The 16,574-nt window shown below is 65.7% G+C and carries 9 protein-coding genes; all 9 read right to left on the reverse strand.

All coding sequences use genetic code 11. The features are described 5' to 3' along the window. Positions 1 to 2 precede the first annotated feature (2 nt). Positions 3 to 5,618: an ESPR-type extended signal peptide-containing protein gene (locus AC3IPM_RS15510; RefSeq protein WP_489300915.1), complete on the reverse strand. Its 5,616-nt coding sequence runs from the start codon at positions 5,616 to 5,618 to the stop codon at positions 3 to 5. Positions 5,619 to 5,686: 68 nt separating this feature from the next. After that, positions 5,687 to 6,394: a pilus assembly protein gene (locus AC3IPM_RS15515; RefSeq protein WP_489300916.1), complete on the reverse strand. Its 708-nt coding sequence runs from the start codon at positions 6,392 to 6,394 to the stop codon at positions 5,687 to 5,689. Positions 6,395 to 6,411: 17 nt separating this feature from the next. Continuing rightward, positions 6,412 to 7,518: a CblD like pilus biogenesis initiator family protein gene (locus AC3IPM_RS15520; protein ID WP_489300917.1), complete on the reverse strand. Its 1,107-nt coding sequence runs from the start codon at positions 7,516 to 7,518 to the stop codon at positions 6,412 to 6,414. A 20-nt stretch (positions 7,519 to 7,538) separates the two neighbouring features. Beyond that, positions 7,539 to 10,262: a TcfC E-set like domain-containing protein gene (locus AC3IPM_RS15525; RefSeq protein WP_489300918.1), complete on the reverse strand. Its 2,724-nt coding sequence runs from the start codon at positions 10,260 to 10,262 to the stop codon at positions 7,539 to 7,541. 54 nt (positions 10,263 to 10,316) lie between these two features. Then, positions 10,317 to 10,820, reverse strand: a complete 504-nt coding sequence (locus AC3IPM_RS15530) for a CS1 type fimbrial major subunit (RefSeq protein ID WP_489300920.1) — start codon at positions 10,818 to 10,820, stop codon at positions 10,317 to 10,319. A 625-nt stretch (positions 10,821 to 11,445) separates the two neighbouring features. Further along, positions 11,446 to 12,723, reverse strand: coding sequence for a citrate synthase (locus tag AC3IPM_RS15535; protein WP_489300921.1), 1,278 nt, complete (start codon positions 12,721 to 12,723; stop codon positions 11,446 to 11,448). Between the two features lie 296 nt (positions 12,724 to 13,019). Next, positions 13,020 to 13,280, reverse strand: coding sequence for a type B 50S ribosomal protein L31 (locus AC3IPM_RS15540; RefSeq protein ID WP_489300922.1), 261 nt, complete (start codon positions 13,278 to 13,280; stop codon positions 13,020 to 13,022). 111 nt (positions 13,281 to 13,391) lie between these two features. Continuing rightward, on the reverse strand, positions 13,392 to 14,330 hold the full coding sequence (locus AC3IPM_RS15545; protein WP_489300923.1) for a nucleoside hydrolase: 939 nt from the start codon (positions 14,328 to 14,330) through the stop codon (positions 13,392 to 13,394). 132 nt (positions 14,331 to 14,462) lie between these two features. Next, the gene (gene recG / locus AC3IPM_RS15550; protein WP_489300925.1) at positions 14,463 to 16,574 is read right to left on the reverse strand and encodes an ATP-dependent DNA helicase RecG; all 2,112 of its coding nucleotides are present in this window, start codon (positions 16,572 to 16,574) and stop codon (positions 14,463 to 14,465) included.

Genomic DNA, 16,574 nt, shown 5'->3' on the forward strand with positions numbered 1-16,574 from the left:
GCTTACCAGCCGATACCCACACCCAGGCCCACGCTCTGCTCACCGCTGTTGGTGAATGCACCATTGAGGCTGAAGGTGGCCGAACCGCGCTCGTTGAGCACGCGCTGGTAACCCACTGCCATGGCCGATTCGCCATCGGCATAGCCCACGCCCGCGCCGAGGCGGTTGTAGGTGGCCAAGCCTGCGGTGTTCATGGCCATGGCGGTCTGCGCGCTGCTCATCGCGGCCATGCGGTTGAAGCGCTTGTCCATCTTGTCCAGACGGCGTTCGACGCCACTGACCGCGTTGTCGGTGTAGTCGTTGGCACGGGCCAGCATTTTCTCCAGCTCCGCGGTATCCACCTGCGGGGTGGGTGCAGGGGCATCGGCCTTGGCCGCGCCGCCACCACCGGCCGAGGCCGAGGCTACCTGCGGGGTGCCGTTGACGTCCTTGCCGGCCTCGCCCGCTGCGCCGGGGTCCACTGGCGCGCTGGCGGGCGTGTCGGCATTGCCTGCGCTGGCCAGTGCAGATGCGGCCGGCTGCGGCTGGCCATCGATGCGTTGTTCCAGCCCATCGATGCGTCCATCCAGGCGCTGTTGCAGGGCGTGCACCTGGCCGCCATTGACGGCCTCGCGGCTGCCGGCGGCAATCAGGCCGTTGCCCACATTGCCCAGCACCATGCCGTTGGCACCGGCGAACTGCAGGTGGGCCTGGCCATCGCTGCGCAGGCTGGCGCCCTCCTGGAACACCGCGCGCAACTGGCCTTCCACGCGGTCCACACGGGTGCCGTTGGCGACCACGGCAGTGTCGAGCGATTCCAGTGCCCCGCCGAGGGTGGACTGGGTGCCGCCCTGCACGTTGAAGCGCGGACCGACGACATCGCCGTTGCTGTCGATGTGGGCGCCGCCGCCGAGGGTGGCGAGGGTAGCGTTCGTCTGGGCGACGGTGGTGGCGTCGTTGGCACCGGTTCCTTGAGCGATGTTTACGAGGCGGCGCCGCAAAGTCCGGTTTCCAACCGACACCACACCTGCTTCGGTTGCAACCGACTCTGCACCCAACGCCACTGAACTCCCGGCCTCTTTTTCCACCTGACTGAAGCTGCCCAATGCAACGCCATTGTGCGCGTATACATTGGAACCGGTACCCAGCGCGAATCCACTGGTTGCAGATGCATCCACGAAGGACCCTCGGCCCAAGGCGACGGATCCTTGCCCCCTAGCCCTCGCGTATGCTCCGACTGCCGTTGCACCGTCCGAGCCAATTGCCGCTTCCGCGGAGTCGCCAATGGCGACCCCCATCATCCCCGCCAGGGCAGGGTTGCTCTCCGTGTCAAAGCCGATACTCACATACTCACTGGAGACCTTCATCTCCGCGATCCGTTGGTTCGTAGAAAAAAGTTGCCCCCCGCTCACCACGTCACTGCTATCGGCTGACAAACGCGCGTCCGCAACACCGGTGAGCCGAGCACCGCCGTAGTCGATCTCGCCACTGCCAGCGGCGTGCCAAGCATCACGCTGCGCAAGGCCACTATCGCTCTGCTCCACCTTCATCGCATCCAGCGCTTCGCGGTTTCGGGAAATATCCTGCTTTGCGGCGAACAGCTGGCTACCAGTGACTGCGTCACTGCTTCCTGCTGCGATATGACCGTCGGCGAGATTGGTCAGCACCATGCCATTGGCCCCGGACAACATCAACTGGCTCACACCATCAGAGCGCACTGAAGGGGCGGACTCAAACACGGAGCTTAGCTGTTGCTCCACCGCTCCCACACGCGAGCCCGTGGCCACCACGGCGCCATCCAACACGGCCAGCGCATCGCCTACCGAGTTTTGCAGGCCGCCCTGCATGGTGTAGCCAGACGCTACGACATTGCCAGCCGAATCCATGCCAGCACCTCCTCCGAGCGTGGCGAGGGTATCCTTGAGCTGGGCAACGGTAGTTGCATCGTCTGCGTCCGTGCCGCGCGCGACGTTCACGAGGCGCCGGCGCAGCAGGTCGTTGCCGAAAGACACGGTATCTCGTTCATCGGCTATCGACTGATACCCGACTGCCACACTGTTCGTTGCCGAGGCATGAACTTCGCTTCCGGCGCCAAGCGCCACGCCGCCGATCACTGCAACCTGCGATCTTCCTCCGAGTGCGAACCCATCCTCCGCATCGAGATGAACATGAGAGGCACGTCCCAAGGCAACCGAGTTCTTCCCTCGCGCGGTTGCATATGCACCTACCGCAGTAGCCCCCTCACTCGTCAGTGAAGCCTCCGCGCCGTCCCCCACTGCCAGACCAACGGGGCCCGCTTCTGCCGCCCGTTGGTATCCGCCGCCTCCCACGGAGAGGTACTTCGACTGATCTGCCATACCATTGATTTTCTCGTTGGTGGCAAACAACTGAGCACCGTTTACCACGTCACTGCTATCGGCCGACAAGCGTCCTTCTGCAACTCCCGTGAGCCGAGCACCGCCGTAGTCGATCTCGCCACTGCCAGCGGCGTGCCAAGCATCACGCTGCGCCAGGCCACTATCACTCTGCTCCACCTTCATCGCATCCAGCGCTTCCCGGTTGCGGGAAATATCCTGCTTTGCGGCGAACAGCTGGCTACCGGTCACTGCGTCACGGCTTCCTGCGGCGAGATGACCGTCGGCGAGATTGGTCAGCACCATGCCATTGGCCCCGGCCAACGCCCACTGGCTCAGGCCGTCGGAGCGCACAGAAGGGGCATCCTGGAAGATCGAGCGAAGCTCCATCTCCATGCTTCCCACGCGTTCGTCCGTCGCGACCACCGCGCCATCCAGTGCCGTCAGTGCATCCCCCACCGTGGCATGCGTGATGCCCTGGACCGCATAGCTCGGTGCAACGACGTTGCCGCTCGTATCAAGATTCGCGCCGCCGCCCAGAACCTGGAGGGACTCCCTGAGCTGGGAGAGGGCCACGGCATCCGCATCGCCACGGCCACGGGCAATATTGACCACGCGCCTGCGGAGCAGTGCATTGCCGAACGACACCGTTTCCGATTCCTCCGCAACGGAGCCGCTCCCAATCGCCGCACTCCGAAGTGCCGCTGCGCGAACGGTACTCTCGGCGCCCAACGCGAGCCCATTGGATGCCTCGACCAAGGATCGGGTCCCCAGCGCGAACGCATCATCGGCCAGCTCGCGAACGGCGGCGGCGCGCCCAAGTGCCACGGAATTCATGCCGCCAGCCGAGGCGAAACTACCGACGGCAACAGCGCCCTCGCTGTGGACAGATGCCGTTGCGGAATCACCGATCGCCACTGCCCCCAGACCGGCTGCAGCGCCAACGCCAGGGCCGCCCGCACCGACGGACACAAATTTGCTCTGCTCAGCCAGACTCAACACACGCTGGTTTGTATCAAACAGCTGACCCCCGTTCACCGCATCCGTACTGGAGGCGGAACTGATGCTCCCCTCCGCGAGACCAGTAATACGCGCACCATCCACGTCCACCACTGTGCGGTCTACATTGAACTTCACCACCCCTTCCAGATCCGGGTCGAAGTTGTCAACGTCCTCGCGCAACTGATCGATGTCACTACGGTTGGCACCGATGCGTCCATCGTGCGCCGTCAGCGACTGGGCATGCGCCACCAGCTGGTCTGCATTGGCGCTGACAGCCTGATGGGTGGCGTGCAGCTGATGGCCGGTAATGGCCTCATTGCTGCCATCGGCAATGGTGCCATCGGCAAGATTGACGATGCGGCGTTTGAGCGTGCTGCTGCCCACCGACACCTGATTGTTGGCCGTCGTCCGGGAGCCGTTGCCAAGCGCGACCGCGCCGGCATGCTGGGACTGGGCACGATCTCCCAATGCCAGCGCGCTGTCGGCCGTTGCCTTGGCGTTGTAGCCCATGGCCGTGGCGTAGGTACCATCGGCGCTTGAGTCATTGCCAAGGGCAACACTGCGATTGCCGATGGCGGAGGCACGCAAACCACCGGCAAACGCCCCGTTGCCACCACGTGCGGCCTTGCCAATGGCAACACCGCCGTTGGCGTCGTTCTTTTCCCCGGCCGCATCCACACCGGCGCGCGCATCGTCGCCGAGCGCGATGCTGCCGCCGTTGTAGGCCTTGGCCAGGCGGCCCAGCGCCTGGCTGTAGCCGACACTGCCCTGTTCGGCCACGGCGGCATTGCCCAGTGCCAGTGCATTGGCACTTAGTCGGGCATCCACTGCCACGACACCGAGGTTGGTCGCGTGCAGCTGTTTGCCGGTGATGGCGTCGGTGCTTCCGGCCGAGACGGCACCATCGGCCAGGTACTGGATCTTGCGCTGGGTAGTGGCGTTGCCCACCGAGATCGAGTTGTTCGACGCCGACACTGAACCGCTGCCCAGCACTACGCTGTTGCTATGGGTGGTGCTGGCCGCCACGATCCCACCGATGATGTTGACCTTGCCCAGTGCGGCATCGGCGGCGACCTTGGCCTCGTTGGCTGTAGTTACCGCACCCGCAATGGTCTGGTTGGTGCCGTGAAGCTGTTGCCCGGTTACCGCATCGGTACTGGTCGCACTCAGCACCGCATCTGCGATGTTCTGTATGCGGCGCTTGGCACCATTCTTGTTCGCCACATCCAGCACGGTACCGGTATTGTCAGGGCCGACACGTATGGTACTGCTCGCCGATGTCTGGGTTACCAGACGCGAATTCGCCAAGGCTTGATCTGCAACGGACTTGGCCGCGTTTGCGGTATTGGTGGCGGCGAGCACATTCTGATTCGTGGCGTAGAGCTGCTTTCCGGTGACAGCATCCGTGCTGCTGTTGGACAGACGCGCATCGGCCACATTGACGATACGACGCTTGGTGGAACTGCTTCCCACCGACACGGTATTGGCTTCCGTTGCCACCGAGCTAGTGCCCAGCGCGACCGCCCCATTTGAAGAGGCCCTTGCCCGGTAGCCGATCGCGATACCGTCATGCTCGGCGCGCGTCTCACCCCCCAGCGCAATCGCGCCCGTCCAACCGCTGGTGCCCGCATGGGCATTGCCACCAATTGCAATCTTGGAGATGCCGCCACCGCTGGCGGTCTGCGAACCACTGCCCACGGCAATGGAGTTTTCGGTGTACGCACGGGCGCTGTTTCCGAGCGCGGTGGTGCCTACTCCGTTTGCAACCGCCTTGGCGCCAATCCCGGTGGCGTGGCTGCCGCCGGTGATCTGCACATTGAAGCCGACGGCCGTATTGTCATCGCCACGGCTGGTGATGAGATTGCCATAGGCGACCGACTGACTGCCGCTCAGCGTTGAACGCGAACCGAGCACGAGCAGATGGTTGCCGCTGACAGTGGAGTCACGGTAAGCGGTATCGGTAGTAAGCGAAAGCTGCGTGTATACGTTGGCTATAACCGGTGTGGACATGAGTTCGCGTCGCCCCATGCTGGCAAGCGTCAGCGGTTGCATTCCCAGCGTCGGGTCAGCGGGCATCCACCACTGCCGCGCGTCTGCCCTGATGTCATCTTCCGGCGCGTCTGGTACCTCGCCCCATGCCATCGGTGAAGCCACCAGCAGCGCGACGGCAAGCACGCTGCCGACAGCCCCTTGGGCACGCTTGCCGCGTGATGCGCTGAGCTCGCTCGCGACGACCCAGCACTGCCGCGCGGTACTCCAGAGACGACGGTAGATCCGATTCATGTACTACTCCTTGACGACGAGAATGGGAAGAACCCCGCCGACGTCGCCGGCAGGGTTGGGGGATGCGATCAGTCGGTGGCAACCAGGTTCTGCACGTGTTCGCGATAGCCATCACGGCTCAAGCGATAGCGCAGCTGCAGGTTGTTGCCGGGTGCGGGCTGGAAAGGCAGCGTCAGCTCGGCGCCGGGGTAAAGGCTGCGCGAGACGTCGTGCGCGGTGCATGCACCGGCGGCGGTACAGTCGGCCACACTGGTGATGCCCAATCGCAGCGTGCCCGTGTTGTGCAGGGTGGTGCCGTGCAGGCGCATGTCGATAACCCCATCGGTCGGCAGCACGTTCACCAATGCCCCCCAGACCAGGCTGACCCCCACCTGCGCCTGCGCGCCTTCGGCAAGGCCTTCCACCGTGGTCTGTTCGGGACCGGGTACCCCTTCGAAGTAGACGCGGTAGGCGGTCTCCACCAGCACCGGCTGCAGGGGGATCAGGCGGATCAGACGATTGCCGCCGCCGGCCAGGGCAAACTTGCCCGGCGTGATGGCGATGGCCGCTGCGCTGGGCTCGACCTCGACCTCCTGCTCGCTGCCACTGGCCGGATCGACGATGCGCCGGATCGAGGCCTGCACGTACTGCGGCAACGTGGATTGTGAATAGACGCGGATCTGTGTGCCCTTCTTCGCATCGAGCGAGGCGCGCATGGGATGCACGGTCAAATTGGCGTGGGCCGGCAGGGCCAACAGCAACGACAGCGGCAACAGACAACAGGCAAGCGTTTTCATGGGGATCTCCGTGGGCGTCAGGGCGTGGCAGTGGGGACGCGCAGCTCAAGCTTCAGGTCGCCGATGTAGCCACCGGGCCGTTTGCTGGAGATGGGTACGCGTGGCGTTTCGAAGGTGAGCGGGGTCGGCACGCAGAACACCGGCTGGGACATGCCCGGCAGCAGCACCAGCCGCAATCGCGCGGTATCGATGCCCAGCAACTGCTCCTCCACGCCGTTGCGCAGAGGTACCCTGGCGCCGCTGTGATCGAGGGTGATCGTGTAATCCAGCCGCTGCGTGTCATCACTGCCGCCATCGTTGTGCCAGGCCGAGTAACCGGTGGCACCGGGCGGCCGCGTACCGGTATCGCGTACCGTCACGCCGAGGTACTGGCTCTGCGAGCCCAGGCCGTCGTACAGGCACATGTCCAGAACAGCCCGGCCACCGACGCTCTGCCCGATCGGGTCGTAGCGCAGGTTCAAGCCGAAATGCGGCGTGGCTTCTTCGAATTCCGGCAGGTAGATCGATACCGCATCGAAGTCGGTGATGGTGAAGTCGAACGTAAAGGTGTAGTTGGCAAGCGCCTGCGCTGTCGGGCGTTTCAGTGACAGTGCAAGCGTCGCGGTCCATCGTCCAGCAACCAGCTGGCTGAGTTCTCTTGTATGGATTCGCATGCCTGCACCTGTACCTGCAGGCTTCTGGAAACTGCACACCGCTCCTGCCGACGAAGAGATCGGCCTGATCTGTTTGGTCCAATAGTCGAAGTTGCATGCCTGCGTCGCGTCTGCCCGAAGGAGGTCGGCCGAGAAGGCAAGATCCATGACCATCCCGCTTCGCCGTTCGGTAAAACGAACAGGGATGAGACTGCCCACGCCAGCGGCGTCGTCCTGTGTATCCTCAACAGGACAGCGCCCTGTCGCCGAGTCTGAACTCGAGTTGCAAGTGAGAAACAACTGGCCATAGCCGAGCGTGTTTGCGCCTTCGTAGCCCAGGAGGGTCCTGGGCGCCCACAGCTCGATATCCCCCGGCATCGAAGAACGATCCCACCCCATCACGATGTCGCGCTGCTCACTCGCCGGGTGCGTCTCCGGCGGCTGCTGCGCCATCGCCCGCGGCACCATCGCCAGCAGGTACATCAGCACCATGGCCGCAACAGATCGCCACCTCATTGCCCACCTCCCAGCGCCGCCGTCTGCGGCGTGGCGGCGATCAACGCCTGCTCCTGCAGCAACCGGGTGACCCGTGCCTGCTGGCGGATGTCCGCCGGCAACTGGGCGACCGCCAACGGCTCACAGCGCACCGCACCCACCAGCAGCACCACACTGCGGCGTTCGCGCACCTGCAGCGGGCAGTGCAGCAGGCGTTCGCCCTGCAGCAGATAGAGCGTGGTCTCGCGGCGCGGGAAGTCGGCAACGAAGCCGCCGTTGGCGCCGGTACCCGGCACCGGTGCATTGAGGATGCGGGCGCCGCTCAGGGGCACGCCAGCGATGTCGTGTGCGTTGCCGATGAAGGTGTAGGTCACCTCGATCGGCACCGGCATGCGCACCAGCCGTCCTGGTGACAGGAACAGCGGCCGTGAACCACCCACGCCGGTCACCCGCACCGAGGCGATGCTGTCCAGCGCACTGGCGTCCTGCACTTCGGCGCGGTGCAGCTGGTAGGCCGGCAACGGCAGCAGGCGGCGCTCGCCCAGCCGCAGCCGCTGGCGACGCAGGCCGCCCACCTGCAGTTCGGCGGCCACCCCGGTCAGGTCCATATCGTCGGTATCGTCCACTTGCACGGCCAGGCCGGCATCGGCGCCCATGCCACCGCCCCAGTAGAAGCCGCGCGCACCCAGCGCCAGGCCGGAGCTGTGCGTGGCGCTGTAGGCCATTTCACTGCGGCCGCGCTGCTGGTACCGCGACACGCTGGCGCCGGTGTGGCCGATGCCGTTCTGCAGCTGCGCACTCAGTGACGCGCTGTAGCGATCGCTGTTGCTGGCGCGCAGTTCGGCCGACATCTCCCGGTACTGGTCTTCGTACTCCTGGCGCACGGTCTGGCCGACGCTGTAGTTGACCTCCGGGCGCTGGTGCTCGGGCTGACGGAAATCAAGTGCGTAGCGGCGCTGCGCATTGCCCTGATCCCCACGCTGCAGCCGGGTCACACTGAGATTGAAGTAGATGCCGCGATCGCGTGCGTTGCGCAGGCTGCCATCGGTGTGCTGCTGCCACACGCCCACCCGCGTGGACAGGCTGAACCCCTGCCAGCGCTGCTGGCGGCTGTAGCTGGCCTGCAGCGTGCGGCTGAGCTGCGGCTCGCGGGTGGGGGCTGGCAGCCACGGCGGCAACAGCGGCGCCAGGCCCTGCAGCGGGTCATCGCGATCCTCCGGCAGTGCACTGCCCGCGCGCCAGGTCTGGCGGCGCGTGTAGCCCAGGTAGGCACTGCCCCCGGCCAGCGGCAGCGCCATCGAGGCGCTGAGCGAATCCACACAGCCCAAACGGTCGCGCGTGTCGTCCTCGAACTGGCAGGCCTTGCCGCGCATGCGCTGCTGGTACAGGTTCCAGGCGGCGTGGCGGCGATAGGACAGCTGGTGTTGCTCGCCGCGGCTGCCATCGCTGCCGTGCAGGCTGCTGAAACTCGCGCGGATCTCCTGCGTGGCGAATACGCGGCGCAGGTCCATGCGCAGCTCGCCGTAGCTGAAACCGCCCAGGTCGGCGACACCGCCGGTCATCGTCACATTGCGGCCCATCGGCACACGCAGCCCGGCCATGGCCGCCATCTCGCCATCGAAGCGGTCGCTGCGGCGCTCGCTGCGGCGCCCTCCCTGCAGGAACCATTGCACGCTGCTGTCGGCCCAGTCGCCGCCCTTGTCGAAGGGCGCGTCCTCGCTGCGCACCAGCACGCCATCTTCATAGATGCGCAGGGAGACGGTGTAGTTGCCCATCGGGAAGCTGCGGCTGTCCAGCTGGTTGATGCCGGCCTGCAGGTAGAAGGTCTGCAGCAGGCGCTCGCCGTCGAACGCATCCACGCGCGCATCGCGCGCCAGCAGCACCGTCAGGGGCGTGGCCTGCACGGCTGCGTCGGTGTCCACGTAGGCCTGCGTGGTGCCCACACGCAGGCCTTGGAAGCGGTCCATCGGCAACATGCTGAAGCTGAAGGTGCCGCCCTGCGGGCTGGACAGATTGCGGCGGTCCATGCGCCCGGCCTGCAGGTAGTGCTGCTGGCCCAGGTCATGCCGGTAATAGGCGTTGTCGAGCTGGAAATCATTGCGGCTGCCGCCGCTGCGGTAGCGCTGGTGGGTGAAGTTCCAGCCGGCCGCGAGATGGCCGTGCTGGAAGGCGCCCAACGCGCCGGCGCCCTGTGCGGCCAGGGCCTGGTAGTGGCGTCCGCCACTGAGGTTGACGGTCTGCTGATGCAGGAAGGCGTTCTCGGCCGTGCTGCTGACCTTGCGGTAGCGCTCGGCGGCGGGCTCGCCGGGAATCCACTGGCGGGCGACGAACAGGCGCACCGCGCCCTCGCCTTCGTCATAGAGTGCGCGCACGGCGTTGGGATCCTCCGGGGGAGCAAGATAGCCGCAGCCGGCACTGGCATTGCCATAGCGGCAGGCCAGGTGGCTGTTGCGCGGCAGGGGTTGGGACAGCGCAGGCAGCAGCGCCGCCTGTGCTTCCGGCGAAAGCTGCAGGGCCTGCAAGGCTTCGGCAGGCGCTTCGACCTGCACGTACTCAAGCGTGACGCGCACGGGCAGCGGCCCGGCCGATCGGCCGAACAGGCGAACCTCGAGCTGCTCGGTCTGGCCTTCAACCAGGTCCTCGAAGCCGGGCGGTACGCCGCGCGCCGCGACCAGCGGTGTGGCCAACGACAAGGCAAGCGCGACCGCCAGCCGGGTGACGGCGGGTGCGGGAAAAGTCATGGGGATCTGCAACCAGAAGCGGCCGGCCCGGGGAACGGGCCGGCGCGGGAGGTATTACGGGCTGGCGGTCTTCTGCTGCATCACGATGTGCACGATGCCTTCATAGCGGCCGTTCGCAGCGATCGGGCTGGAACCGACCTGGGCGATGGTCAACGGCATGCTGATCGAGGCCCCCGGCAGTGCACCGTCAAACAGATCGGCAGCCAGGAAATCCGTGGTCGCCGTGGTCAGCGCACGCCGATTCAGACTGACCGACATCGGCACGGGGGTAGCCCCCGGGCTCTGGCTGATCAGCGTCGGCGCATGACCGAGACGCACTTCCACGTCCTTGTCGGTATCGTTGGAGAAGATGCGCACCATCTGAATCGAGGGCACAAGGCCACTGAGCGGGTTGTGGACCAGCTTGATCGCATCCGGCAGCGCACTGCCATCGTCGCGCAGCAGGGCCAGGGTCGGATCAACATCGGCCCAGACGGTGATCTGGGTTTCAGCAGCGTGCACGGACAGCGAAGCAGCGGCCAGCGCTGCAGCGAGCGCGGCCTTCTTGAAGATGGACATGGGACTCTCTCTCTTTTATTTGGAAGAATGCTTCCGCAGGAAGCACTGCCGATGCCGGCGTGGCGGTCATCGGCAGCCCAGTCAGGTTAGTCACGACGATGTGATTTACCCATTCAAGCATTCCTAAAAAACAGAGGCTTCGGTTGGATTTGCGATTGCGCTCGCACTAACCGATTGTCGCGAGAATTCCTAAAGCAGCATTCGCCTTCCGCCAGAAAAAAGATCTGCTCCGGTTGGAGCGGGCGCCTCAATCAGCCTGGTCGGGTGGTGTGGCCTTCAAGAGCACTGCTGTCTTCGTTCTAGGTGTGAGGCGAGCGTTGGGGCCCCCTTGGTGGGTGGCAAGGCTTCGGAACGCATTTGTAAAACCGAGCGCCAGCAAAGAGGCGCCCGTGTACTTGGTACGTGGGTCCCGATGCCCTTGCGGGCGAAGTAAAGGAGGGGGTGACGGCCACAGGCCGGCGCCGGGGGACATTCGCCCGCAAGGGCATCGGGGCCCGCGCCACAGCACTCTGCACCGCGAGGCCTGCCAAGGAAAAAATACGCAGTGGCGTACCCCAGATGGAGAAGAACCAAAAAAAAACGCCCCGCAATGCGGGGCGCTTTTTTCACACACGCGCCGAAGCGATCAGCCCTGGTAGTCGCGCACGTCGTGACCGGTGTAGACCTGGCGCGGACGGCCGATCTTCATTTCCGGATCCACCTGCTGCTCCAGCCAATGCGCAACCCAGCCGGAAGTACGGCCCAGCGCGAACATGACGGTGAACATCTCGGTCGGGATCTGCAGCGCCTTGTAGATGATGCCGCTGTAGAAATCGACGTTCGGGTACAGCTTGCGCGCGACGAAGTACTCGTCCTGCAGCGCGGCCTGTTCCAGCTTCACGGCCACGTCCAGCAGCGGATCCTGCACGCCCAGCTGCTTGAGCACCTTGCCGGTCATCTCACCGATGACCTTGGCGCGCGGATCGAAGTTCTTGTACACGCGGTGGCCGAAGCCCATCAGACGGAAACCGGAGGTCTTGTCCTTGGCCTTGAGCACGGCGGACTCGACGTTGTCGGCCGAACCGATCTCTTCCAGCATCTTCAGCACGGCTTCGTTGGCACCGCCGTGGGCCGGACCCCACAGCGCGGTGACGCCAGCGGCGACCGACGCATACGGGTTGGCACCGGTCGAACCGACCAGGCGCACGGTCGAGGTCGAGGCGTTCTGCTCGTGATCGGCGTGCAGGATGAACAGCAGATCCAGCGCCTTGACCACGTCCTGGTTCAGTTCGTACTGGCCATCGGCCGATTCGAAGGTCTGCTTCAGGAAGCGGCTGACGTAGTCCAGCGAGGTGTCCGGCGTGTTGGCCGGCAGGCCCTTGCCGTGGCGGTAGATCAGCGCCGACAGGGTCGGCACCTTGGCGATCAGGCGCACGGCGGCCTGGCGGCGCTGTTCGGCGTCGGACAGGTCCAGCGAAGCGTGGTAGATGCCCGACAGCTGCGCGATGGCGGCAGCGAGGATGGCCATCGGATGGGCATCGGCGGCGAAGCTGGCGATCAGGGTGTTGATCGACGCATCGACATTGGCTTCGGCAGCCAGCTCATCGGTGAAGGCCTTCAACTGCTCGGCGCTCGGACGCTCGCCGTTGATCAGCAGGTAAGCCACTTCGACGTAGCTGGACTTTTCCGACAGCTGCTCGATGGGGTAACCGCGATACAGCAGCACGCCCTTGTCACCGTCGATATAGGTGATGGCCGACTTGCAGCTGGCGGTGGCGGTGAAACCGGAGTCGTAGGTGAAGAGACCGGTTTCCTTGGTCAGCTTCGCGATATCGACGCAATCGTTGCCGAGCGTGGGTTTGATGACAGGCAGAACAACCGACGTGTCGCCGGCGTTGAGCGTGACCTGATCAAGATCGGACACTGTGTGCGCTCCTCAGGGGAAGGCGCCCGCCCAAGCGCATGGGTCAGGCACGTGAATGAAGTCCACGATCGTTATCGTGGATCCCGCCATTATCGCACAGCAACATTTCTGCCGCCCTAGGACGGAAGTCGTAGAACCCAGGCCCGGCCGGCATGAGAGGGCGGCTGTCCATGGCGGACACACACCGTTCCGCCGCCCTCATTCCGGCGGCAGGCGTTCGTTCAGACAGACAGGCAGACACAAAAAAACAACGGCCGCCTGGGCGACCGTTGTTTTCGTGCAACTGCATCGACGAATCAGGCTGCGGTCGGTGCCGGCTTGCCGAAACGCTTCTGGAACTTGTCGATACGGCCGCTGGTGTCGATCACCTTGTGCTTGCCCGTGTAGAACGGGTGCGAAGCCGAGGAGATTTCAACCTTCACGAGCGGGTACTCGTTGCCGTCTTCCCACTTGACCGTGTCCTTGGTGGACATGGTCGAACGGGTCAGGATCTTGAAATCAGAGGTAACGTCGTGGAAAACCACGTCGCGGTAAGCAGGATGAATATCGGCCTTCATGGGCGCGCACCGTAATAAGGGCTGGTGGTCAAGAGCGGCATTATAGCCCCGGATGCCGCCAAGGGCAAGCCGGGACCATCAGCCGTGCGAATGGGCCGCCGGGGGCGCCCCTCAGAGGACGCCAAGGGCGGCCCGGACCTGGGCTTCAAAGCGCCCTTGGTCGTAGGCCATCAGCAGCTGGGTGTTATCCGGCTGCCCGGTCTGGCGGTTCCAGTCGACAATGGTAGCACCCCGGCTGTGGACGCCGGAAAGTTCCACGTTCAGCGGACGCGATTCGACCCGCAGCGCGCCTTCCGGCTGCAGCGCCCAGGCCATGGCCAGGGCATCGGCGGCGAACCAGCGGTCACCGCGGCTGTCTTCGGACCACAGGCGGGTCTGGCGCGAGATCAGCTCGTAGAAGCGGGCCTTGTCGGTATCGGCGGCCAGCCACTGCTCGACATCCTTGTGCAGCAGGCCGTGGGCGACGGTGGCTTCCCAGTCGGCCACTTCGATCTGCGGGAAGCCGGTGAACACCACGTGCGCCGCTTCCGGGTCGAAGGCGATGTTGAACTCGGCCGCCGGGGTGATGTTGCCGTGGCAGGTCACTGCCCCGCCCATCACCAGGAAGCGCTTTACGCGCTGCGGCAGGGTCGGGTCCAGTTTCAGCGCCAGGGCCAGGTTGGTCAGCGGACCGAGCGCGACCAGGAACAGCTCGCCGGCGTATTCGTGTGACAGGCGCAGGATCGCCAAAGCAGCATGTTCGGCTTCGGCCTGGCGCTTGGCGGCCGGCAGGTTCACATCGCCAAAGCCATCGGCGCCATGCACATGCGCGGCATCGACCGAGGGGTGCAGCAGCGGATCGGCGGTGCCGGCGAACACCGGCACGTCTTCACGGCCAGCCACTTCACACAGCTTGAGTGCATTGCGGACCGTGTGGTCCAGGCCGACATTGCCGGCGGCGATGGTCAGCCCGACGATGTCGTGGCGTGCATCGGCGAAGGCCATCAACAGGGCCAGGGCGTCGTCGACACCCGGATCGGTGTCGATCAGCAGCGGAATCTTCTTGGTCATCTTTGCCGTCTTGATAATCGGCAAGGGACTTTCGCACCCTGACATGACAAATACAAGGCGGGGCGATGCGGGTGTCCGGGGCCCTGTGGAAGAGCGCTGCTTCGGCTGGTCCGACTGCGACCGGAGGGGCCGCTACGCCGCCGCGTAGCGCACGGCCGTACCGATCCAGCGCCGCACCACCTTGTCGGCCACCTCCGGTGCTTCGGCGAGCAGGCGCTCGGCCAGCGCGTGCACGCCGGGCAGCAGGTCGGCGTCGCGGGCCAGGTCGGCCATGCGGAAGGCGGCCAGGCCGGTCTGGCGGGTGCCCAGCAGTTCGCCGGGACCACGCAGCTCCAGGTCCTTCTCGGCGATCAGGAAACCGTCGTTGGTCTGTCGCATGGTTTCCAACCGCTCGCGCGCCATGTTCGACAGCGGTGCCTGATACAGCAGCACACAGCGCGAGACCGCCGAGCCGCGCCCTACCCGCCCGCGCAACTGGTGCAGCTGGGCCAGGCCGAGGCGCTCGGCGTTCTCGATGATCATCAACGATGCGTTGGGCACGTCCACGCCGACTTCGATCACCGTGGTGGCCACCAGCAGGTCGATCTGGCCCGCCTTGAACGCCACCATCGCGGCCAGCTTCTCGCTGGCCTTCAGCCGCCCATGCACCAGCCCCACGCGCACGCCCGGCAACAACGCCTGCAGCGATTCGAACGTGGCCTGTGCGGGTGTGGCATCGAGCTCTTCACTCTCCTCGATCAGCGTGCACACCCAGTACACCTGCCGCCCTTCGCGGCAGGCCAGCGCGATCCGCTCGATCAGTTCCGGGCGGCGGTCGTTGTTGAGCGCCACGGTCTGCACCGGGGTGCGTCCGGGCGGCAGCTCATCGATGGCCGAGACATCCAGGTCGGCGTATTCGGACATCGCCAGCGTGCGCGGAATCGGCGTGGCGGTCATCACCAGCTGGTGCGGCACGCTGCGCCCGGCCGCGCCCTTGTCGCGCAGCGCCAACCGCTGGTGCACGCCGAAGCGGTGCTGCTCATCGACGATGGCCAGGGCCAGGTCCTGGAACACCACGCTGTCCTGCATCAACGCGTGCGTGCCGACCACCACCTGCGCTTCGCCCGAGGCCACCTCGGCCAACACCTTGGTGCGCGCCTTGCCGGTGACCTTGCCCGCCAACCACGCGGTGCGCACGCCCAGCGGTTCCAGCCAGGCGCGCAGGTTGTTCAAATGCTGCTCGGCCAGCAGCTCGGTGGGGGCGGCCAGCGCGACCTGCTTGCCCCGCTCCACTGCCAGCATCGCCGCCAACGCGGCCACCACGGTCTTGCCCGACCCGACATCGCCCTGCACCAGCCGCAGCATCGGATGGGCTTTGACCAGGTCCTTGCGGATCTGCTCGAACACGCGTGCCTGCGCGCCGGTCAGACTGAACGGCAGGCTGTCGCGCAGCTGCTTGACCAGCACACCCGGGCCGCGCAACGACGGCGCGTGATGCGCCTGCAAGGCCATGCGCTGGCGGCGCAGGCTGAGGTGGTGGGCCAGCAGTTCTTCGATGGCCAGACGCCGTTGCGCGGGATGCCTGCCTGCTGCCAGCGCGCCCAGGTCGGCGTTCGGTGGCGGCCGGTGCACGGTCAGCAGCGCACTGCGCAGCGAGGGCAGGCCCAGCCCGGCCAACCAGTCCGGCGGCAGCAGTTCCAGCGTGGATTCTTCCGGCAGGCGGTCCAGCGCCAGACCGATGAACTTGCGCATCGTGGCCGGGCCAACACCTTCGACCGCCGGGTAGACCGGGTCGAGGCTGTCGCCGAGTTCGTCATCATCCTGGCCGCCCATCACCCGGTAGCTGGGGTGGACGATTTCCAGCCCGTTGTGGCCGGGCTTGGCCGTGCCATAGCAGCGGATGCGTGCGCCGACGGCGAACTGCGCGACCTGCTGCGAACGGAAATGGAAAAAGCGCAGCACCAACGTGCCGTAGGAATCGTCTTCGATCGCGACCTTGAGCACCGGCCGGTAGCGGAAACCGCGCTCGACCGCACTGACCCGCCCTTCCACCTGCGCGGCCACGCCGGGCTGCAGTTGGGCGATGGTGGTCAGCCGGGTGCGGTCTTCATAGCGCAGTGGCAGGTGCAGCCACAGGTCCTGCAGGCAGGTCAGGCCACGGGCGACCAGCTTGGCGGCCACCGCCGGGCCGATCCCGGGAAGCATCGACAGCGATGCTTCCCCGGCCGCGGCCAGCGCCGGTGCAGGAGCCCGTGACCGTGCCAC

This window comes from Stenotrophomonas sp. GL_111 (assembly GCF_057835245.1).

Excerpts from the sequence above, each read along its gene's own strand:
- AC3IPM_RS15510 (WP_489300915.1), bottom strand. The coding sequence starts at position 5,618 with ATGAATCGGATCTACCGTCGTCTCTGGAGTACCGCGCGGCAGTGCTGG.
- AC3IPM_RS15515 (WP_489300916.1), bottom strand. The coding sequence starts at position 6,394 with ATGAAAACGCTTGCCTGTTGTCTGTTGCCGCTGTCGTTGCTGTTGGCC.
- AC3IPM_RS15520 (WP_489300917.1), bottom strand. The coding sequence starts at position 7,518 with ATGGTGCTGATGTACCTGCTGGCGATGGTGCCGCGGGCGATGGCGCAG.
- AC3IPM_RS15525 (WP_489300918.1), bottom strand. The coding sequence starts at position 10,262 with ATGACTTTTCCCGCACCCGCCGTCACCCGGCTGGCGGTCGCGCTTGCC.
- AC3IPM_RS15530 (WP_489300920.1), bottom strand. The coding sequence starts at position 10,820 with ATGTCCATCTTCAAGAAGGCCGCGCTCGCTGCAGCGCTGGCCGCTGCT.
- AC3IPM_RS15540 (WP_489300922.1), bottom strand. The coding sequence starts at position 13,280 with ATGAAGGCCGATATTCATCCTGCTTACCGCGACGTGGTTTTCCACGAC.
- AC3IPM_RS15545 (WP_489300923.1), bottom strand. The coding sequence starts at position 14,330 with ATGACCAAGAAGATTCCGCTGCTGATCGACACCGATCCGGGTGTCGAC.